At 41.5% G+C, this 20996-nt stretch carries 15 protein-coding genes; 9 read left to right on the top strand and 6 right to left on the bottom strand.

Going from position 1 to position 20996, the window contains the following annotated elements:
• The first annotated feature begins 68 nt into the window (after positions 1 to 68).
• The 5 genes from LS71_RS01465 (at position 69) to LS71_RS01445 (ending at position 5736) form a co-directional block, all read left to right on the top strand.
• Positions 69 to 2258, top strand: coding sequence for a TonB-dependent receptor domain-containing protein (locus LS71_RS01465; RefSeq protein ID WP_081946210.1), 2190 nt, complete (start codon positions 69 to 71; stop codon positions 2256 to 2258).
• Positions 2259 to 2300: 42 nt separating this feature from the next.
• Complete coding sequence (locus tag LS71_RS01460; protein WP_052057746.1) at positions 2301 to 3344, top strand: alpha/beta hydrolase; 1044 nt, start codon at positions 2301 to 2303, stop codon at positions 3342 to 3344.
• Positions 3345 to 3437: 93 nt separating this feature from the next.
• Complete coding sequence (locus LS71_RS01455) at positions 3438 to 4337, top strand: SPFH domain-containing protein (protein WP_034352133.1); 900 nt, start codon at positions 3438 to 3440, stop codon at positions 4335 to 4337.
• A gap of 6 nt (positions 4338 to 4343) precedes the next feature.
• Positions 4344 to 4769, top strand: a complete 426-nt coding sequence (locus LS71_RS01450; RefSeq protein WP_034352136.1) for an NfeD family protein — start codon at positions 4344 to 4346, stop codon at positions 4767 to 4769.
• Positions 4753 to 5736 (top strand): lipid A deacylase LpxR family protein, encoded by a 984-nt coding sequence (locus LS71_RS01445; RefSeq protein WP_034352137.1) that lies wholly within the window; start codon positions 4753 to 4755, stop codon positions 5734 to 5736. The genes LS71_RS01450 and LS71_RS01445 overlap by 17 nt, the downstream gene beginning before the upstream one ends.
• A gap of 120 nt (positions 5737 to 5856) precedes the next feature.
• On the opposite strand, the gene LS71_RS01440 is transcribed toward LS71_RS01445, so the two are convergent.
• Positions 5857 to 6768, bottom strand: a complete 912-nt coding sequence (locus LS71_RS01440; protein ID WP_034352140.1) for a methylenetetrahydrofolate reductase — start codon at positions 6766 to 6768, stop codon at positions 5857 to 5859.
• 46 nt (positions 6769 to 6814) lie between these two features.
• Positions 6815 to 9079 carry a 5-methyltetrahydropteroyltriglutamate--homocysteine S-methyltransferase gene (metE, locus tag LS71_RS01435; protein ID WP_034352143.1) on the bottom strand — a complete coding sequence of 755 codons (2265 nt, stop codon included), beginning with the start codon at positions 9077 to 9079 and terminating at the stop codon, positions 6815 to 6817.
• Between the two features lie 302 nt (positions 9080 to 9381).
• Here metE and LS71_RS01430 point away from each other — a divergent pair, with 302 nt between their 5' ends.
• Positions 9382 to 11967, top strand: a complete 2586-nt coding sequence (locus LS71_RS01430; protein ID WP_034352145.1) for a hypothetical protein — start codon at positions 9382 to 9384, stop codon at positions 11965 to 11967.
• A gap of 3 nt (positions 11968 to 11970) precedes the next feature.
• On the opposite strand, the gene LS71_RS01425 is transcribed toward LS71_RS01430, so the two are convergent.
• A complete protein-coding gene (locus tag LS71_RS01425) occupies positions 11971 to 12999 on the bottom strand; it encodes a phospholipase A (protein WP_081946205.1) in 1029 nt (342 codons plus the stop codon).
• A 106-nt stretch (positions 13000 to 13105) separates the two neighbouring features.
• Between LS71_RS01425 and glmS the strand changes: the two genes are divergently transcribed.
• Positions 13106 to 14896, top strand: a complete 1791-nt coding sequence (gene glmS, locus LS71_RS01420) for a glutamine--fructose-6-phosphate transaminase (isomerizing) (protein WP_034352147.1) — start codon at positions 13106 to 13108, stop codon at positions 14894 to 14896.
• 185 nt (positions 14897 to 15081) lie between these two features.
• Here the strand turns inward: glmS and LS71_RS01415 are convergent, their stop codons facing one another.
• The 3 genes from LS71_RS01415 to fliI all read right to left on the bottom strand — a co-directional run bounded on the left by LS71_RS01415 (position 15082) and on the right by fliI (position 18968).
• Positions 15082 to 16062: an iron-sulfur cluster assembly scaffold protein NifU gene (locus LS71_RS01415; protein ID WP_034352150.1), complete on the bottom strand. Its 981-nt coding sequence runs from the start codon at positions 16060 to 16062 to the stop codon at positions 15082 to 15084.
• Between the two features lie 156 nt (positions 16063 to 16218).
• On the bottom strand, positions 16219 to 17385 hold the full coding sequence (locus LS71_RS01410) for a NifS family cysteine desulfurase (protein WP_034352152.1): 1167 nt from the start codon (positions 17383 to 17385) through the stop codon (positions 16219 to 16221).
• 236 nt (positions 17386 to 17621) lie between these two features.
• A complete protein-coding gene (gene fliI / locus LS71_RS01405; protein WP_034352155.1) occupies positions 17622 to 18968 on the bottom strand; it encodes a flagellar protein export ATPase FliI in 1347 nt (448 codons plus the stop codon).
• Positions 18969 to 19040: 72 nt separating this feature from the next.
• Between fliI and tig the strand changes: the two genes are divergently transcribed.
• Complete coding sequence (tig, locus tag LS71_RS01400; protein ID WP_034352158.1) at positions 19041 to 20384, top strand: trigger factor; 1344 nt, start codon at positions 19041 to 19043, stop codon at positions 20382 to 20384.
• A 10-nt stretch (positions 20385 to 20394) separates the two neighbouring features.
• Positions 20395 to 20985 (top strand): ATP-dependent Clp endopeptidase proteolytic subunit ClpP, encoded by a 591-nt coding sequence (gene clpP / locus LS71_RS01395; protein ID WP_034352160.1) that lies wholly within the window; start codon positions 20395 to 20397, stop codon positions 20983 to 20985.
• The last annotated feature ends 11 nt before the right edge of the window (positions 20986 to 20996 follow it).

Genomic DNA, 20996 nt, shown 5'->3' with positions numbered 1-20996 from the left:
TGCTATGAAATATTTACTCGCATTTGGTTTGGGTTTAGCACTTCTCTCCTCTCATGCGCTTGTTGCTGATGAGGCGAATAATTCTACGGGGGGGGGGGATAAGTCAAACATCTTTAGAATCTAGCGCAGATTCTAAGGTGAAATCTTCCTCACAATCTCCCCGCAAAGTCAATCTCACTCGCTCTGTGGTAACCGCTGCAGGATATGAGCAGGATATTAAAAACGCGCCCGCTTCTATTGCTATTGTTGAAAAAGAGGAGATTCTCACTCGCCCTGTGCGCGACATTGGTGATATGGTGCAAGATGTGCCGGGCGTGTATATTGAAAAAACGCGCGTGGGCAGTAGCGAAATCTCTATGCGTGGGCTAGGCTCGGTCTATACGCTTATTCTCATTGATGGCAAGCGCCAAAATGTGGATAGGGATTTTGACTACACTGGCTGGGGTGGGACATTCTCAAGCTTTATGCCACCACCCTCTATGATAGAGCGTGTGGAAGTCATACGCGGTCCTGCCTCCGTGCTGTATGGTAGCGATGCAATGGGTGGGGTGATAAATATCATTACTAAAAAACATAGCGATGAGTTAAGTGGTGGCGTGCAGCTAGATTCTCAAATAATGAGCGATGCGCGCTTTGGCAATATCTTTGGAGGCAATGCCTATATGAATATCCCACTCATTAAAAATATGCTTTCTCTTAATCTACGGGGGAGTTATAAAGCCGGTGGGCGCAATGCCTATGAAAAACCTGCAGGCTTAAAGCAGTGGCGCAATGGGCAAATCATAGACCAAGATTATAGTAATCCCTACACTGGCTCTACTGCTTTTACTAACTGGAATGTTGGTGGGCGATTAAATTTTACACCAAATAAGAATAATTATATCTATTTAGATTCTGAACTCTACTTTGCGCGCACAGGCTCGTTAAGCGGCTTTGGTGGTGGAGCGAGTGCGCGAGATTTTTATAAACTCAATAATGTACTTAATCACGAGGCAGATTATGACTGGGGTAAGCTTACAAGCTATGTGCAGTATTCATATATGACTTGGGGCAATCATAAACAAAATAATGGCAGTAATATCCCTATCGGTGGAAGCAAGGGTGATAAAGTATTATGGGGAAATAAAGGTGATGGGCGAACAGATAATATGCTAATAGCCCAAAGCAGCTATTTTAAAGATTTTAGCTTGGGCAATGCTGGAAATATCCTTTTTAATGGCGGCGTGCATTACATCTTTGAGCAATTAGCTATTCATGCCATAAGCCCTGATAATCGCATTACCGAGCACACTAATCAAGCCGCTCTCTTTGCTGAGGGAGAATATTTGATTAATGAATACATAAGTGCAACTTTGGGAGGGCGATATAATTATAGTGATAAGTTTAAAACTACACCAAATCCACGCTTTTATGTCAATATTAACCCAACAGAGTGGCTCACATTCAAAGGTGGCATTACAAGTGGAGTAAAAATCCCTGCAATAACACAGCTCTATAATTATGTTAATGTTTTTGATGTAGCGTATTTTGGAAACCAAAATCTACAAACAGAAAAAAGTTGGAACTATGAGTTAAGCGCGGTTTTAGACTTTGAGCCTACTATGCTTATCCTCACAGGCTACTACACAGATTTTAAAGACCAAATTATATCCACATCAACACGAATGGCAACCGACCCCACCTGTGAACACAATTTTTGCTGGCGATACAACAATGCCTCAAAATCCTATATGAGCGGCGTAGAACTCTCACTCAAAGTAAAGCCTATGTATGGATTTTCCCTTGATGCAAACTATGGCTTTACCCACACAGAAGTGCTAAAAGCCGCGCCGGGCTATGCCTACCAAGAGGGAGAAGCAGTAAATAATATCCCTCGCCACACTTTTACACTCACCCCACGCTATGCGTATAAAGATTTTAGCGCGTATCTGCGCTGGAGCGGCAAGTATCAAACACCAACAGACGCAGCAAGCACAGCTAATGCCATAAGTTACGCTACAAGCACACGCGGATTATTAGGGAAATATTATAAAGACTATCAGCTAGTAGATATTGGAGCAAGCTATAAATTCAAGCAATACACGCTCACACTAGCGGTAAATAATGTGCTTGATGTAGATTTTTGGGACCCGATGCTCTATACAACCTATGGAGCTAACAACATCAATAATCCTGTGGCAAATGGTGGCTATATCAACCCCTATCAACGCGTTATGCCAAGCCGCAGCTATTGGCTTAGTGTAAGAGCAGATTTTTAAAGGTTAGATTCTATAAAATACAATTTATTTGAAAGGTCAAAAATGAAAAAGATTGCCATAATTTTTAATGCCAATATGATGTGGATTCTTGCTGCCCTGCTAGCGCTTTGCACGCAAAGTTTTAGCGCACCAAGCCTTGAAATCCCAAAAATTGACAAGCAAGCGCAAGAATTATTTAAAATTGAGCGCATAAAGCTAAAGAGCGATTTTAGTAAAGAGCGCAGTTATTATCTCTATATCGCACTCCCAAAGGCAGCATTAGAGAGAGTAAAACAAGACCCAAAAGTCCTAGCGCGCGAAAATGGCGTGTATTACACCCTTGATGGCAATGGATTTTTTCCGCGCTTACTTAATTTTATCGCAGCAGATTCTAGCCTGAATAACACGCGCACCTTAGAATCTATGCCTATTTTTGTAAGCATAGGACACGATAGCGAGCTAGCCTATGATAGGGCGCTGCGCACTTATGATTATCTGCCAAATATAGATACTAAGCTAGATAAAGATTTGCAAGATACTTTTCAAGGCAGCGGCGGTGTGGAGGCGTTTTTAGACTTTATCACAAAGCAAGTGCAGCCCTTTATCCATAAAAAATTTGACAAACCTCGCAAGGAGCTGCTCTTAGGGCATTCATTTGGCGGTATGTTTGTGCTTTATACGCTTTTAACAAAGCCTGATAGCTTTAGCCACTATGTGTGCGCTTCGCCCTCGCTTTGGTGGGGAGAGGGGCGCTTTGTCGCGCGCGGGATTAAGAATCTAAAGCCTCATAGTCTTAATGTGCAAATTGACTTCACGCGCGGCGCGCTAGAAAATCCTGCCAATCAAAAAAATGCGCAAACCTCACCGAAAAGCACGCCAAAGCAAGCAAACCCCACAAATACAGAATCTAAAAAATCTGCACAACCCGCGCAAGCCCAAAGAATGCCGCGCAAATCCATAATAAATATAGAATCTATCGTGAGTGCTTTCCAAAATGCTGCGCTAGATTCTAAAAATGTGCGCTTTACAGAATTTGCTGGGCAAAGTCATGGCAGCTCCGTGCCTTATGCAATGGAGCTAGGGCTTAAAAACTTTATGCACGAGTAGCTCCTAAAATCAATTTAGAAAAAAATGCTACAATCGCGCGGTTTTAGTATTTAGATTCTATAAGCGCGATTGCGCTTATCGCAAGGAGCATAAATGGTAGGGCTTATCTTTGCAATAGTGGTGCTAGCGCTCTGCGGCGTGGTGCTGTTTTTTGGTATAAAGATTATTTCACAAACTGACATTGCCATTGTCGAGCGGCTTGGTAAATTCCACAGGGTGCTTGATGGGGGGATTGCATTCATCGTCCCTGTGATTGATAGAGTAAGCGCAGTGGTGAGCGCGCGCGAGCAGATGATAGACATCGGGCGACAGCAGGTTATTACCAAGGATAATGTAAATATTAATATCGATGGTATCGTGTTTTTAAAAGTATTTGATGCAAAATCTGCCGTGTATAGCGTAAATGATTACAAACAAGCTATTGCAAATCTCGCTACAACCACACTTCGCGGAGAAATAGGGCGCATTAATTTAGATGATTCACTCTCTTCACGCGATAGGCTCAATGCCGCGCTGCAAGCAGCACTTGGCGATGCGGCAAATAATTGGGGAGTAAAAATTATGCGCGTGGAGATTAGCGAAATCTCTGTGCCCAAAGATATTGAAGCGGCGATGAATTTACAAATGAAAGCTGAGCGCGAAAAAAGAGCAGTAGAGCTTAAAGCTCAAGCTGAAAAAGAAGCCCTAATCCGCAATGCCGAAGCCCTAAAGCAAGAAAAAGTCTTGCAAGCTGAAGCCATTGAGCGTATGGCAGATGCGAAAAAATATGAGCAAATCGCGCTCGCTCAAGGGCAGAGTGATGCTATTGAGCTTATTGCCAAACAAATGGCGCAAAATGCCAATGCTGCGGAGTTTTTGCTAGTCAAAGAGCGTATTAACGCCTTTAGTGAATTATCCAAAAATCCTAGTAAAGATAAAGTCATTATCCCCTATGAAGTGAGCGAGTTTATCGGCGCACTAAGCGTAGTGGGCGATTTTTTGAAAAAGCAATAAAACTCTATGTCCGCGCTTATATTACTTATCGTTGGCATTTTTGCTGTGGTGGTGGAGATATTTTTTGCTTCATTTTTTCTGCTTTTTATCGGTATAGGATTTTGTATCACTGCCCTTTTAGAGTATTTTTTGGAGTTTGAGCGTTTTGGAAATCCGCTTATGTGGCAATCTGTGAGCATTTGTGCATTCTCGCTTATCTCTTTAGTCCTCTTACGCAAGCCTATTAAATCTTGGTTTCACCGCTCGCAGCACTATAAAGATAATCTTTTTGATGAGGGTGTGGGCGAAATAAGGGAAGGTATGGTGTATTTTAAAGGCACTTTATGGGCGTATGAGACAAGCTCTCAAAACTTTACGCCAAAAGAGGGGGATAAAGTTAAAGTTGTGGCAATCAAAGGAAATAAGGCAATTATTGATGCGAAAGCACCTTAGATTAGCGTGCTTTCTGGCTTTTGTGTGGAATATCGGCTATGCGCAGCCCTATGGAAAGCATACACTTTCATTTATCCATGAAAATGATGTATTTACCATAGAATCTGCTGATAGATACTATACTGCCGGCTCTGTGCTGGTGTATGCCTCAAAAGAATATGATTTATGGCGCAATAAGCATTTACTATCTTTTATGCGCTTTTTAGACCCGTTGGCGCTAAGTGGTGATAACAGCAATTTCACGCGCTTTCAGCTTGGCATTACACAAAAAATTTACACACCCTCCATACGCTCCAATGGTTTTTTACGCGATAATAGACCCTTTGCGGGTATGCTTGCTGGATTTTTTGATGTGCAGCATCGCAGGGCGCACTCTTTAGAGAATCTAGCCTTATGGATTGGCGTAGTGGGCGAGCAGGCACTGGGTGGGCAATCGCAAAACCGTCTTCATCACATTATTGGCGCGCCCATATGGAGTTGGGAACATCAAATACCAAATGATTTTTACTTCCTGCTTTCATACAGCTATATGCACCGCCTGCACGCAATGTCAAGGGCATTTTTTGATGTGGATTTGCTGCCTTTTGGTCATATTGATGTAGGTAATTATAATGGCAATGCGCAAGTCGGGAGCTACGCGCGCATAGGCTATGGCTTAGAGCAAAATCTCATACCCTCAAGGCTTAATTATGGAATTTTAAGCGCAAGTGTGGGAAATGGATTTTTTATGTATGGATATGCTAGCGCGCGGGCGATGTTTGTAGGCTATAATAGCCTCATTACAGGCAAACAAAGCAGCTTTAATGATTTGCACTTAAGGCATATTAACTATGCACTTGAAAGTGGCTTTGCACTAGGATACAGGGGCTTTGCGCTTATGGTAAGTTGGGTGTATCAGGGCAGGGAGTTTAAAGAGCAGGCGCAAAATAATACCTATGGGAGTATAAGCCTAAGCGTAGCATTTTAAAGGCTATCACTTGCGCTGCTTGCATTATTTGCACTATTTTTATTATTTGTGCCACATTTTGCACGCGGCTTTGCATTGGCTTTTTGCTCAAGGTTTTTGTAACAAACCTAGTTACAGAATCTAGATTCTAAAATACTCCAACAAGCTAGGCTTATTAGCGCTCATAAAATGGAATTTGTTGTGCAATTTTTTTAAGGATTCAAAAAGCGACAAGGACATCTCTAAGCCCACTTTTTGCTCCTCTACAATGCCTTTGGCGTGAGCAGTATGAAGCTTATCTACCCATGTATCAGGGATATACACACCCGGCAGTTTGTCGCGCAAAAAAAGTGCGATTTTATAACTCATAACGGGGAAAAATCCAAGCACCAGCGCGCAATCTAGCTCATATTCAGCATTAATTTCTTCAAGACTTTTAAGTAAAAACTCCGCGCCCTCAAGCGAATAAACAGGCTGTGTAAAAAGCGCACTTAGCCTATTTGAGCTTAGCTTTTTGCGGATTTTGTGCTTTAAAGATTGCAAATTATTAGCATAAGAATTTATAACTTGAAAGTTATAAATGCGCTCTATTGGCTCTTTTAGTGGCTTGCCATTAACCGCGATGCCATTATTTAGCCCATCAATAATAGCGCCAAGTTTTAGCGAATTATCCTCAAAGACGCCCTTTGCGCCCACGCAATCACCATTTTTTATAGAATCTCCTGTGAGTGTCAAAAACGCGCGCAAGCCCATTTCATTAGCGGCTAAAATATCGCCGCACAAGGCAAGCGAGTTTCTATCTCGCATGGAGAGGGTGCAAATTACTGGCTTTTGCAAGGCATTTTGAAACTTAATGGAGCTAAGGATTGATGAAGGCTTAAAGCGCGCCAAAGGCGAATCTGTGCATACAAAGCCATCTACGCCTTTTAGGCTTTTTAGCTCATTAATAAACTCCACATCAAGCCTACTGCTAAGACTTGGAGAGATTTCTAGGCTTAAAAACGCCTCCTTAGAGTGCAGTTTTGCCACTAAAGATTCTATATTTATCTCCATATTTGCCTGCCTTGCTTGTTTTATGTATCGCCAATGCGTTTAAGCCCTACAAGCTAGCGCGCACCTTTTTGACAGCCTCAACAATATGCTCAAGGCTAGGTTTGACTTCTTCCCATTTTCTAGTTTTTAAGCCACAATCTGGATTAATCCACAATTGCTCCTTAGGCAGAACTTCAAGAAGAGCCTTGATTTGACGTTCTATCTCCTCCACACTTGGGATTCTAGGACTATGTATGTCATACACGCCCGGTCCTACTTCGTTTGCGTAGCCTACTTCTTTAAAGATTTTAAGCAATTCATTACCGCTTCTAGCTGTTTCAATGCTTATCACATCAGCATCAAGGGCTTCGATAGTTTTAATAATATCATTAAACTCGCTATAGCACATATGCGTGTGAATCTGCGTTTGCGGCTGGGCTATGGCAGTTGATGTCTTAAAGCATTCAAGCGCCCAGCGCTCGTATTCTTTAATATTTTCAGCCCTTAGCGGATAGCCCTCTTTAAAGGCAGCTTCATCTACTTGAATAATCTTAATGCCTGCCTTTTGCAAATCATCAATCTCATCAGCAATACACAAAGCCAATTGCTCACATACCGCACTTCGTGGCAAATCATCGCGCACAAAGCTCCAATTTAAAATCGTAACTGGACCCGTGAGCATACCTTTCATCACCCTGCTTGTAAGGCTTTGCGCATAAGTAATCCAATCCACAGTCATAGGCTTAGGGCGCGCCACATCACCAAAAATAATAGGTGGCTTCACACAGCGGCTACCATAGCTCTGCACCCACGCATTTTGGCTAAATACAAAGCCCTCCATTTGCTCGCCAAAATACTCCACCATATCATTACGCTCTGGCTCGCCATGCACAAGCACATCAAGCCCGATTTCATCTTGGAACGCCACGCAATCTTTAATGTAGGCTTTTATGCCCTCATCATATTGTGCTTTATTAATTTCACCCTTTTTATACCCTAGTCTAAGAGCGCGGATTTCGCTTGTTTGCGGGAAAGAACCAATCGTAGTAGTGGGCAAAATAGGCAAATTAAGCAACTCTTTTTGAATCTTAATGCGCTCTTTAAACGACTCTGCTCTTTGCTTGTGCGGATAGTTTTTCACGCGCTCACGCACGGCTTTATTATTTGTCTTATCTGAATTTTTACGCGCTGCATTAATGGCTTTATTTTCTTGCAAAAACGCTAGTGCGGCGCTATCTTGTCCTCTAAAGAGTTTATCCAAAAAAGCAATTTCTTGCAGTTTTTCACTAGCAAAACTAAGCCATAAGAGGATTTGAGAATCTATTTTGCTTTCGCCTGCTTTACTAAAAGGCACATGCAAAAGTGAGCAAGATGCACTTATTTTAATGCGCTCTTTTGGCACGAATTTATTTATAGAATCTAAAAGGGCAAGCTTAGATTCTAAATCCGCCACCCAAATATTGCGCCCATCAATTACACCTGCATACAGCACTTTATCGCTTTTACCAATAGCTTCTAGGCTCTGCTCATTCTTGCTGCCCGCGACAAAATCAAGCCCAATGCCATACACCTTAGTGCGCAAAAGCAGCTCTGTAAATTCATTGCTATGCTCAAAAAATGTGCTTACAATGGTCTTTATGCCCTTTTCTGGAATCACATTATAAATACACTCAATGGCTGAAGTGCCAAGCAAACAGCGCAAATTGCCCAAAGTCTCATCATTTCCGCGCACAAAAATAGCCTCGCTAAATTCAATCACCACTTCATCATCAATTTTTACTAGCTCATCAATTAAATCAAGATACGCGCTTTTAACCTTTTTAAACACATCAGCTGGCTCGCCCTTAATAATCTTACTTAGTCCAAAAAATGTAAAAAGCCCAACAAGGCTAATCTTAGGCTTATAGCCTAGCGCTTTTGCTTCATTATATTGCGCGATAATATTGCTCGCATCGGCTTTATATTCATCATCAATGCTAAGTTCTGGCACGACATAGTGATAGTTGGTATTAAACCACTTTGTCATCTCGCAAGCTACGCCATTTTTATGCCCCCTCGCCATAGCAAAGTAACCCTCCAAACCGCTTAAATCTTTAAATCTTTGAGGCTTTGCATTAATGGCATACGCCACATCTAGCACATTATCATACAAACTAAAATCATTTACACACACATAATCAAGGTGTTTTTGTAGCTCCCAATGCTTTGCACGCAAATCTTTGGCTACAGATTCTAACTCCTGCTGGCTACACTTACCGCTCCAATAGCTTTCCAGCGCCTTTTTTAGCTCTCTATTTTGTCCAACGCGTGGAAATCCTAAAATATTACTCATACAATGCTCCTTTAAAATATTTTTTCGTATTTTTGCATAAATTTATAAATACAATATGTAATTTCATTTTTTTATCAATATTTTTGCGTGATTTTAGATATTATGCGACATGCATCGTAGGCAAAGGAAATTTAGGGTAGATATAAAATAACCAAAATGCAATATGAATTTGCTTCGTGGAAGTTTGTTCGATAATTTTAGGCAGGATTACTTGTTAACTTGATTGTGATCCGTTACGTAATTTTTATTGATTAATCATTTTTTTTTGATAGGCTTTAAAATATCTAAATTGGGAAGGCTGTATGAGTTTGATAGCATTAAAGATTTTAGGATTTTTAGTAGTATTATTTTTGCTTTGTGTAAAATTTCTAAGGATCGGTAAAATTTTATTTATATTATTTATTGCTGTATTTGTGTGGAGTATATACGATAGGGAAGGCCTGAATGCGAATTTTGTTTGGTTATGCGGTATTTGGTTACTTATAGTACTATCGTTTAGCGCAGATAGATTGGCTATAAGGATTCGCAAATGGGGTAAAAATAATTTTGCACATAAAGCATTGTTTAGTAATATTTACAAGTTTAATTTCTTATTTTTAGTTGGCCTTGTGGCATATTTGTATGTACGAGAAGAGTATCGTGATTATGATGCATATGTTGCCTTTGGGGTATTCTGTATTCTTTATGATGTATATGTACGGTTAAAATTTATTACAAATACAATTAATATCACTACGGGCTGGGCCAAAAATATTGAACCAAATACTTATGTACTTGTTGGCGCTGTGCTTGAGAAATTTACAAAAAAACAAAGTGAAAAAAAACTAGAAAAACTTATGGAAATTGCTCAAGCTTCACTTGATGCTTTGGCTGAAAATGGAGAAATCCATAAACGTAGGCTCGGTAGTTTAGAATATATTTTTGGAGAGGAGTATTTTAATAGACTGATAGCGTATGCAATCAGTCTAGCACATAGCAGTGATAGAATCTCTGCCAAGAATGCTTTAAGTAGACTAAAGGAAGTCATAGAAATAGAAAATATGGGTGTTGAGGATTTATTTATTTTAACAGATTGTGTGGGTAAGTATATTTTCGGCACAAATGAGTATTATATACATAGCGTTCATTTGGATAAATTTATGTTTTGTGAATGTTGCGGTGGTGCAACGAGACGCACAGATAAATATGAAGAGATTGAATGGTATTGTAGTGATATGTGCAGAGATATCGAGTTTAAATGCTTGGCATTAAGTGAGGCCTTAAATCCTTTCATGCTAGAAAGTGAAAGTAAAGAAGAGTATAAAAATAGAGCTATAATGCAACAAGAAGAATTCATTAGGTTATTCAAACACCGAGAACACTACAACGAAAAATATTCACTACAAGAAGCACTCAATGATGTCGCAAGGCAGTATAGCAAGAAAATATCGAGAAAAAATATCACACAAAACGAACAAGTGAGTAATGCAGCTACTGCTACGATTGCGAGTATGGATATAAGCAAGACTTGGGGAGAGAATTATAAGGCATTATCTAATCCAGCAGCAGGACATGGAGATATGGCAGAATTACTTAATCATCAGACAGATTCGTTGAATCCTCTTAAAAAAGCGGAGCTCATAGGCAAAGATAATGCGTCAAGTGGTGCAGATAGAATCGTCAATGGACAAGAGATTCAGACAAAATATTGTGCGACGGCCACACGTTCTGTAAATGCAGCATTTGATAATGGACAATATAGATATTATGACAAAAATGGAAAACCAATGCAACTGGAAGTTCCAAGTGATCAATATGAGAAAGCAATTAGCGTCATGGAAAAAAAAATAAGCAATGGCGAAGTTCCTGGGGTAACCAATCAAGATGAGGCTAAAAACATCATAAGGAAGGGTAGCTACACATTGCAAGAAGCAAAAAATGCTTGTAAATTTTTTACAAAAGAGAGCTTAGAGTATGATGCTGTAAATGCCTCGATAGTAGCACTTAAAACTGCTGGAATTTCATTCGTATTAAATACTGCAATGTGCTATTATAGAAACGGAAATATTAAGGAAGCTATAAGACAATCATTTATAGTTGGGTTACAAACAGGGGGCAAGACATTTGCGGTATATATGATAGGGGCACAATTACAAAGACTACCTGCTTTCAGTAACTTCATGCAAAGAATAATAAACATTAATTTTTCAAAAGGTAGCTATATAGGTGAAGGATTGGCAAAAATGGCGGGAAGGCAAGCAGGCGATAAAACTATAAGTGTAGGCAATGCTGCAAATAGCACGTTGCGGGCAACAGTAATAACAGCAGCAGCGACAATAGCTGTTACTTCAAGTATAGAAGTAATTCAAATGGCGAGGGGCAAAATTTCCAGCATGCAATGTGTAAAAAATATTTTCGTTAACACTGGGGGTATAGTAGGGGGTGCGGCCGGTGCTGTAGCCGGGGCTATTGCATTGTCATTTATTCCTGTGGTCGGTACTTTTGCGGGTGGCTTACTCGGCGGTATGGTAGGCGGTATGTTGGGCGGTGGAGCTACTAAAAAAGTAATGGATAACCTTATAGAAGATGATATAAGCAAAAAATATAGAATTTTTTATGGGCAAATGGCACGCTTGGCTATGCTTTTTAAATTGTCAGGTGAAGAAATGGATGAATTTAGCAAGATGGTAGATTCCATGATTAGTGGGGATTCTGAATTTTTTGGCAATGAATTTAGTGCTAAAGAAATGCTGCCATACGCAAATTCAATTTTGAAACCGCTTGTGGTGATGGTAGTTTCAAAGCGACCAAAATTGCTACCAAGCGAATTTAATAATGACTACATACAAGAAGTGATACAGCAAGAAGTGCAAGAGATAACAGAAATAGAAGAACTAAAAAGTGCTTAAAGCTTATTTATTCCACAAGCGGAAGCCCACGCCTATGCGCCTTGCGTATTGCTGATATTCAAACATATTATCCCCATAGCCGTTAATGTATTGGCAGTATAGCCCTAGATTCTCACTCACCCTTAGCGTGTAGCCTAGCTCAAAAAATGGATAATACCTCGCCGCAATGGGCGGACGCGCGTAAAATTCAAGCAAATGGCGATTACTCTTATAATACAGCCCTATATCATTATATCCGCGATACAAGGGCAAGTCGCCATTATCATGGATAAAGCCCGGCACATGCTCGCCTATATACGTCCACACGCCAAGTTTTATGCCAAATGTGCCTATATGCTGCGTCTCATATTCCCAGCGCATATTGAGCAAAATGCGATTTTGCGTGCGTGAGCGCAACTCTCTTTCGCCATTTGAGATGTGATTATACCCTAGTGTGATTTCTTTAAATGCCCCGCCTAGGAAGCTTAGAGGGTATTTATAGCTATAAAAAAATTCTGGCTGATAATCAAAGTCCCTAAAGGGGCGCGAATCCATTTTATTGTAGTTTTGAAACCATGCTGTTTGCGTGTAGGCAAAGTATAGTGCGCCATAGGGCGAAAATAGCTCTTTTATAAGGCGCATTCTAAAGCTAAATTGGAATTTAGATTCTGTATCTTTATCGCCTAAAGCGGGCTTTGTAAAGCTATGGTAAAGGGGGAGAAAATACACTGATTTATGTGGATAGAGCGCCATATAAGATTCTGCAATAGCAGGCTCTGTGATAGCTTTGGGCGGCTCTTTTGGAGCATTTATAGAATCTAGATTCTGTATTTGGCGAGGATTTATAGAATCTGCTTGAGCGGGCGATACATTTGGAAGGTCTGTAGTTTCTGTATTTGTAGATTCTGTATTTATAGAATCTAGCGCGGGGGATTGTGCATCAAGTGGCGCATTTTGTGCTATGGGCGAATTTATTTTGGCTAAGTCTTGCTTTACTTCTTGCGCGCACAATATATGCACGCATAATCCTAACGCAAACCCCACATAACGCATTATCGCTCCTCTTAAAGTAAAATGATTAAAACTTGTAAAATATGTGAATAATTTTATAGTAAAATGTGCAAATTTTACATTAATCCTTAAATCAAGGAGTTATCTTATGTGCGGAATTGTCGGCTACATCGGGGATAAAGAAAAAAAGCAGATTCTATTAAATGGCCTAAAAGAGCTAGAATATCGCGGCTATGATAGTGCGGGCATTGCGGTATTAAGCCAAAATGAGTTGCAGACATTTCGTGCTGTGGGCAAATTAGAGAATCTAGCATCTAAATGCAGGGATTTTACTTCAAATGGCTTTGGTGTGAGCATTGGGCATACGCGCTGGGCGACACATGGCAAGCCCACAGAGGCAAACGCCCACCCACACATCGCCGCTTTTAGCAATGTCGTGCATAATGGTATTATTGAAAATTATCAAGAAATTAAAAATACTCTAGAATCTAAAGGGCATACTTTTCTCTCACAAACTGACACAGAAGTGATTGTGCATTTATTTGAGGAATACACAAAGCAGCACAAAGATTGCCTAAGCGCATTTAAGGCTACTATCGCAGATTTAAAGGGTGCATTTGCGATTTTGCTCATCACCAAAAAAGCGCCAGATTCTATATTTTATGCCAAAAATTGCTCGCCTTTAATTATTGGCGCAAGTAGTGATGGTGAGATTTATTTTTCAAGCTCTGATGCGCCGCTTATTGGGCTAGTTGAACATGTCGTGTATCTGCAAGATGGCGATGTGGGCTGTATGAAAATAGGCGCTTTTAAGGCGCTAAAAGGCGCTAAAAAGCTTGATAGTACAAGAGGTTATGCGCAAAAAGAGGGCTATCGCTACTTTATGGAAAAAGAAATTTATGAGCAGCATAAAGTGCTACTAGAAACGATGATGGGGCGCGTAAGCGAGGGTGATATAAATTTAAGCGAGATAGAATCTAGCTTTTTTGATGATGTGCAAAGCCTGACTATTTGTGCGTGCGGGACGAGCTATCACGCGGGATTAAGTGCGAAATATCTCTTTGAGCGATTGGCAAAGATTAAGACAAATGTGGTGATTGCAAGCGAATTTCGCTACGCGCAGCCGGTTATGAATACAAATGAGCTTTTTATTGTCATTTCCCAAAGCGGCGAGACTGCCGATACGCTTGAAGCCCTGAAACTCGCTAAAAAGCATGGATTAAAAAGTTTAGCAATTTGTAATGTCGATAATAGCTCCATTGTGAGAGAATCTAGCGCCTCACTGCTCACGCGCGCAGGCATTGAAAAGGGTGTGGCAAGCACAAAAGCCTTTGCTACGCAAATGATGCTTTTGTGGATTCTAAGCGTGTATATTGGCAAAATACGCGGGCATATTCGCAAAAATGAGCTTAAAGCGCATATCGCGCAAATGGTAGATTCTGTAAAAAGCACGCAGGTGGATATTCACTTGCATGAGCATATCAAACGCCTCTCCAAGCGCTATTTGCATGGGCATGGATTTTTCTTTATCGGGCGGGATATTTTTTATCCCCTAGCACTTGAGGGCGCGCTCAAGCTTAAAGAGATTAGCTACCTGCATGCGGAGGGCTATCCAGGCGGAGAAATGAAGCATGGACCTATAGCATTAGCCGATGCGGAGCTTTTTACCCTAGCACTTATGCCAAAACACTTGCTTTTTGATAAGATTAAGAGCAATGTAGAGGAGCTAAGCGCGCGTGATGCGACTATTTGCGCAGTAAGTGAGGAGCAGATTAAAGGTGTAGATGATATGATTATGATTGCGCCAGCGCAGAGCTATATGGAGGAGTTTTTTGCCATGATGGTAGCACTGCAGCTTTTTGCACTTGAAGTGGCGGTGCGCTTAGGCAATGATGTGGATATGCCGCGCAATTTGGCTAAAAGCGTCACGGTGGAGTAGATGTGGATAAAGTGTATTTCTATCCACCTAAAATAAAATCGCACAAAGTGCAAACCTTAAAGGCATCGTCGGAGCGGAGGTGAGCGGTATATCTGGCGACTTCACCTGATGTGGCGAAGCAAACTCACACTTACACATTCAAGCTCCTCCCCCTTGCGAAAAAAGAACAGAACCTAGATTCTAAATTATATCGGCAAAACACGAATGTGAGAATCTAGTCGCTCTTGCAGCACAGATTCAATGGCAAAAAGCGTGCCAGTCGCAGCAGACGCACAGCCATTGCACGCGCCCATGTAGCGAATATACACATCAGTAAAGCCATCGCTTGTATCCTTAATATCCAAAATCTCCATATCGCCGCCATCCATCATCAGCATCGGGCGAATGTTATCATCGATAGTCTTATCGATTAGCTTCACTTTCTGCACGGTCGTCATATCCTTAAACGCTAGAATGCCGCTAGCCGCTTCCGCAGCTTTTGCTTTCAAAGTCTCAGCCTCCATTTCAGCGCGCACATCAGCCAAAATATCCACTAAGTAATACTCGCGTTTCTCATGCCCGCCAGGACGCACGCAGCTTTTGCAAAAGCCGCCAGCCTTCGTGTATTGCGTGATTTCCTCCACGCTTTTCAAATCATTTAGCCGTATCACTTCCTTAATCGTAGAAAGGCTCACGCGCGCGCACTCACACACGATAATCTCGTCCTCAAAATCCTCCGCACTCTTGCCAAGATACAGCCCTGCCGCCTTTTTAATGACATCATACGCCATCACAGAGCAGTGCATTTTCTGCCCAGGCACTGCAGGCGTATTAGGGTCGTCACGCAGGGCGTGTTCCACATCTAGATTTGTGATTTTTACGGCATCTTGCACCTTTTTGCCAAGGCAGAGTTCCACCATCATATCGCTGCTCGCAATAGCCGTGCCACAGCCAAAACTCTTAAACTTCGCATCGATAATCACATCGTTATCATCGACAAGCCAATACAGCCGCACAGCGTCCCCGCAGGACTCAGCGCCGTAGTCTGCCACGATTAGCTTTGCATTTTTCGCGTCTGCGTCCTTTTGCGTTAGGACGCCCAAATGCGTGGGATTATCCATTCGCTCACTTACTTTTTTTGAGTAGGCGTCCCATAACGCCCCGCCGATTAAGTCATTCTTTGCCATTTTTTATCCTTTTTGTTGTTAAAATGTAGCGTTTATCACTATTTTGCTTTAAGTTTTCTTAAAAACGCTTACATTTTTAGAATCTACATATCAAATCACTGCCCACCCTACCACCATAGATTCTATAAATTTTAATTTTGGCTAGGATCAGCTCTACTAAACCTCATACGAACTTGAAATATTCCTTAGTCTTTTCACGGCTTTGTTAAAAATCTCGATTGTGTAGTCAATCTCTTGCTGCGTGGTAAAGCGGCTAAGTGAGATTCTAATCGCTGTGTGTGCTAGCTCCTTATCCGCGCCAATTGCCACCATCACAGGATTTGCCTCCAAATCCTCACTCGCACACGCACTGCCCGTACTCGCCGCAATGCCAGCCTTATTCAAATCCCACAGCATCGCCTCGCCCTCAATCCCACGCACGCTAATCAAAGTCGTGTTTGGCACGCGATTTTCACGCGTCCCCACGACAAACACATCAGGAATCTCAAGCAGTTTATCCTCCAAATAATCACGCAGCTTCTTTACCATAGACAGCTCAAAGTCCAAAAACTCATTTGCTAGCCGCATAGCCTCGCCCATCGCCACGATATAAGGCACATTTAGCGTCCCGCTACGCCGCCCACGCATATGCTCCCCACCATGCAGCAGCGGAGTAAGCTCTACGCCCTTGCGAATATACAGCGCGCCAATGCCCTTTGGTCCGTGAAACTTATGCGCGCTAAAGCTCAAAAAATCCACGCCCGCAGCCATCACATCAACGGGAATCTTGCCAATCGCTTGCACCGCATCGGTATGGAAAAGCACGCCACGCTCCTTGCAAATCGCGCCAATCTCATGAATGGGGAAAATTAGCCCAGTCTCATTATTCGCCCACATCACGCTTACAAGTGCGGTATCATCACGCATAGCCTCCTTTACTTGCGCGGCACTTATATTACCCTGCGAGTTTATCGGCAGCCTTGTCACCTCCACGCCAAGCGTCTCTAAAAAGCTACAAGTCGCCCCAACGGCTGGATGCTCGACCTCAGTGGTAATAATGTGCCTCTTGCCCTTACGCACAATCTCATCAAAATACACGCCTTTTAGCACCCAGTTATTCGATTCAGTCGCACAGCCTGTGATGATAATATCATCGTTGCTATCCGCATTTATGCCGTTATATAGCTTCTCCAAAGCGTCTTGTATAGCAGGGTGCGTCTCCGTGCCAAACTTATGCAGGCTATTTGGATTGCCGTATTTCTCGCAAAAAAACGGCTCCATAAGCGGCAGAATGCTTGGGTCTAGCATCGTTGTCGCGTTATTATCAAGGTAAATTCGTTTCATATTTTCTCCCTTAAAATTGTCATTTTTGTGTTTGTTGCGATTTGCAATTGTAAAAAAGTAAAGTTTTTATTGACTTTACTTGCTAAAGCACTGGATTGTATCATTTTATAATTAATTAATATGTTTAGAATTTTGGGAATGTAAAAGAATTTGCTAAAAATTACAAGAAGCAAGGGGCATAAAATGGCAGGCTGCTAGGCTATTTGGTGAATGCTAGATTCTATAAATTTGTAAAGTCACTCATTCATAATGTGCAACAGCTCATTCACAGAGCGTTGAAAGTCCCATTTTTCTGTGCTTTCTTGTTTTAAAAACGCCTCCATTTGTGGTTTTTTAGCAATGGCTTCATCTAGCTGCTCATCAGCACCCCTTTGATACGCACCAATGCGGATAAGCACCTCGTTTTCTTTAATAAGCGCGTATAATCGGCGGAATTTTCTCACAGCCTGCAAATGCTCGGGTGTAACAATATCATTAATAAGCCTTGAAGCGGAATCAAGAATATTAATAGGTGGATAAATACCCATATCAGTCAAATCTCGATTAAGCACAATATGTCCATCAAGGATAGAGCGGCTTTGGTCGGCAATTGGGTCGCTTAAATCATCGCCCTCAACAAGCACAGTAAAAAACGCTGTGATAGAGCCTACACCATCTTCTTTGCCCGCTCTCTCCATAAGTTGGGGCAAAAGTGTGAGTGTCGAGGGAGGGTAGCCCTTGCTAGTTGGCGGCTCGCCTAGCGCTAAGCCGATTTCTCTTTGCGCCATAGCAAAGCGCGTTACAGAATCCATAATAAAAAGCACATCATTGCCTAGAGATTTAAAATACTCTGCAATCGCCATAGCGCTAAATGCTCCATATTTACGCATAAGCGGAGAGTCATCGCTAGTAGCCACGACAAGAATGGTATTAGTCAAATCATTATTGAGATTTTTATAGATAAATTCAGGTACTTCGCGCCCACGCTCGCCGATGAGTGCGATTACCTTAATTGGCGCATTTGAGCCACGCACTATCATACCCATAAGCGTTGATTTGCCCACGCCTGAACCAGCAAAAATGCCCATTTTCTGCCCCTTGCCACATGTGAGGATTGCATCAATGGACTTCACGCCTACTTCAAACACCTCATCGATTAGCCCTCGCTTTAGCGCCCCTATAGGCATACGCATAAGCGGTGTGCTGTGATTTGTATGCAACACGCCCTTATCATCAATAGGCTCTCCCAAAGGATTTACCACACGCCCAAGCAATGCCTCGCCCACTGGAATTTGCAATCCATGATGTAATATCTGCACTTTATCGCCTGATTTATGTCCCTCCACAAAGGAAAATGGGCTAATAAAAAAATGCTCTCCCTCAATGCCAATCACCATACCCAAGCTGTATTCTAACCGCGTAGATTCTGTATCTTGTTCAGAATCTAGGAGGCTTGATTGTGGCAAGATTTTCACAATATCGCCCACAGAGGGCTTTACGCCATTAGCCACAAGCATATTTTGCATAACCTTCACCAAATGCCCATAGCTGGGGGAAAGGTTTATATTATCTTGAAGTTTTTGCTTGATTTGGGATAATGACATTACAAAACCTACTTTTAAGATTTTTTTTTATAGAATAGCAAATTATACTTTTTATTTTATTTAAGGATTGGTATGAATTTCACGACACAACGCACAGATAACGCTAATGCCCTAGTCAAAGGAAGCATTGCACTTCATAAAATTGAGGAGAAATTTGATAAAGCCATTAAAAAAATTGCAAAAAGTGTGAAGCTTGATGGGTTTAGAAAGGGCAAAGTGCCAGCGCAAGTGATTAAAACACGCTACAAAGAGCAGGTGGAGCAAGAAGCAGAACAGGAGGCTATACAAGACTTGCTCAATAGCGCGCTAAAAGAGCTTGGACTTGAGCCAAATAGCCTTGTGGGCAGCCCTATCATCTCCAAATTTGATAAATCAAATGACAAAATCGAACTTGAAATTAAGCTTGGCATTACGCCGCAATTTGAGATTGAAAATATAGAATCTTATGTGCCAGAAGTGAAGCTTAAAGCCATAAGTCAGGCTCAAATTGATGAGCGTTTGGAGGAAATTGCTAAAAGTCGTGCGCCATTAGTTGAAATAACGCAAGATAGGGCATTACAAAAAGATGATACAGCAAATATTGACTTTGTGGGCTTTGTCGATGGGGTAGCGTTTGAGGGAGGCAAGGGGGAGAATTATAACTTACTTATTGGCTCAAATCAGTTTATACCGGGCTTTGAGGACGCACTCATCGGTATGAAAAAGGGCGAAAAGCGCACTATTAAAGTTACTTTCCCTGCAGATTATCAAGCGCAGCATTTAGCGGGCAAAGAGGCGAGCTTTGATGTTACACTTCATAAGATTTTGCACAAAGATTCTGTAAAAATTGATGATGCCTTTGCTCAAAGCATTGCCGGCACAGAATCTAACCTCCAGTCGCTTAAAGATATGGTCAAAGAGCAGCTTGAAATGGAGCAAAAAACCGAGCTTTACAACAAAGAATTGAAAGAAAAGCTAGTGGAGGCGCTTTTAGCACATATCACTTTTGATTTGCCTCAAATTATTGTCGAGCAAGAAATGGATATTTTATTTAGAAACGCTCTAAGCAAACTAAGTAGGGAGGAATTTGAAAAAATAAAAGATAATCAAGATGAAGCCAAAAAAAGCCGCGAAACTCATCGCGATGACGCCCAAAAAAGCGTGCAAATTACCTTTATTATGGACGCATTGGCAAAAAAATATAATATTGTCATTCAGGATAATGAAGTTATGCAGACTATTTATTATGAAGCGATGATGACAGGACAGGACCCGCGCGCGACTTTGGAGCATTATCAAAAAAATAATCTTATCCCCGCCATTAAAATGACTATGATTGAAGATAGAGTGCTGCAATACTTGCTTGATACAAAATTTGAGCAAAATAAAAAGTCAAAGCCCGCTACAGAATCTACGCAAACTACATCATCTCATTAAAAGGATACAAATGAGCAGTTATATCCCTTATGTTATTGAGCGCACAGGGCGCGGGGAGCGCAGCTATGATATTTATTCGCGCCTTCTTAAAGACCGCATTATCCTCCTAAGCGGCGAAATTAATGATTATGTCGCCTCCTCCATTGTCGCACAGCTCCTATTTTTAGAAGCTGAAGACCCCGAAAAAGATATAAATTTTTATATCAATTCACCCGGTGGCGTGATTACAAGTGCTTTTAGCATTTATGATACGATGAATTATATCCGCTCAGATATTAGCACGATTTGCATAGGACAAGCCGCTTCTGCAGGAGCATTTTTACTAAGCTCTGGCACAAAAGGGAAGCGATTTTCCCTCCCTAATTCGCGCATTATGATACATCAACCACTTGGCGGCGCGCAAGGGCAGGCGACAGATATTGAAATACAAGCAAAAGAGATTTTGCGACTTAAAAAAACGCTCAATGACATTATGGCGCAAAACACAGGGCAAAATATTAAAAAAATCACGCAAGATACGGAGCGCGACTTTTTTATGAGTGCAGATGAGGCTAAGGCGTATGGGCTTGTTGATGAAATTCTTACTAAAAGTTTAAAATAAAGGCAAAGCGA

Origin of the sequence: Helicobacter jaachi, from assembly GCF_000763135.2 — a bacterium.
Taxonomy (GTDB): domain Bacteria; phylum Campylobacterota; class Campylobacteria; order Campylobacterales; family Helicobacteraceae; genus Helicobacter_C; species Helicobacter_C jaachi.
Note: the sequence above shows the minus strand (reverse complement) of the source record. Positions and strands in the feature narration are given on the sequence as shown.

Excerpts from the sequence above, each read along its gene's own strand:
- LS71_RS01465 (WP_081946210.1), top strand. The coding sequence starts at position 69 with ATGAGGCGAATAATTCTACGGGGGGGGGGGATAAGTCAAACATCTTTA.
- LS71_RS01460 (WP_052057746.1), top strand. The coding sequence starts at position 2,301 with ATGAAAAAGATTGCCATAATTTTTAATGCCAATATGATGTGGATTCTT.
- LS71_RS01455 (WP_034352133.1), top strand. The coding sequence starts at position 3,438 with ATGGTAGGGCTTATCTTTGCAATAGTGGTGCTAGCGCTCTGCGGCGTG.
- LS71_RS01450 (WP_034352136.1), top strand. The coding sequence starts at position 4,344 with ATGTCCGCGCTTATATTACTTATCGTTGGCATTTTTGCTGTGGTGGTG.
- LS71_RS01445 (WP_034352137.1), top strand. The coding sequence starts at position 4,753 with ATGCGAAAGCACCTTAGATTAGCGTGCTTTCTGGCTTTTGTGTGGAAT.
- LS71_RS01440 (WP_034352140.1), bottom strand. The coding sequence starts at position 6,768 with ATGGAGATAAATATAGAATCTTTAGTGGCAAAACTGCACTCTAAGGAG.
- metE (WP_034352143.1), bottom strand. The coding sequence starts at position 9,079 with ATGAGTAATATTTTAGGATTTCCACGCGTTGGACAAAATAGAGAGCTA.
- LS71_RS01430 (WP_034352145.1), top strand. The coding sequence starts at position 9,382 with ATGAGTTTGATAGCATTAAAGATTTTAGGATTTTTAGTAGTATTATTT.
- LS71_RS01425 (WP_081946205.1), bottom strand. The coding sequence starts at position 12,999 with ATGCGTTATGTGGGGTTTGCGTTAGGATTATGCGTGCATATATTGTGC.
- glmS (WP_034352147.1), top strand. The coding sequence starts at position 13,106 with ATGTGCGGAATTGTCGGCTACATCGGGGATAAAGAAAAAAAGCAGATT.
- LS71_RS01415 (WP_034352150.1), bottom strand. The coding sequence starts at position 16,062 with ATGGCAAAGAATGACTTAATCGGCGGGGCGTTATGGGACGCCTACTCA.
- LS71_RS01410 (WP_034352152.1), bottom strand. The coding sequence starts at position 17,385 with ATGAAACGAATTTACCTTGATAATAACGCGACAACGATGCTAGACCCA.
- fliI (WP_034352155.1), bottom strand. The coding sequence starts at position 18,968 with ATGTCATTATCCCAAATCAAGCAAAAACTTCAAGATAATATAAACCTT.
- tig (WP_034352158.1), top strand. The coding sequence starts at position 19,041 with ATGAATTTCACGACACAACGCACAGATAACGCTAATGCCCTAGTCAAA.
- clpP (WP_034352160.1), top strand. The coding sequence starts at position 20,395 with ATGAGCAGTTATATCCCTTATGTTATTGAGCGCACAGGGCGCGGGGAG.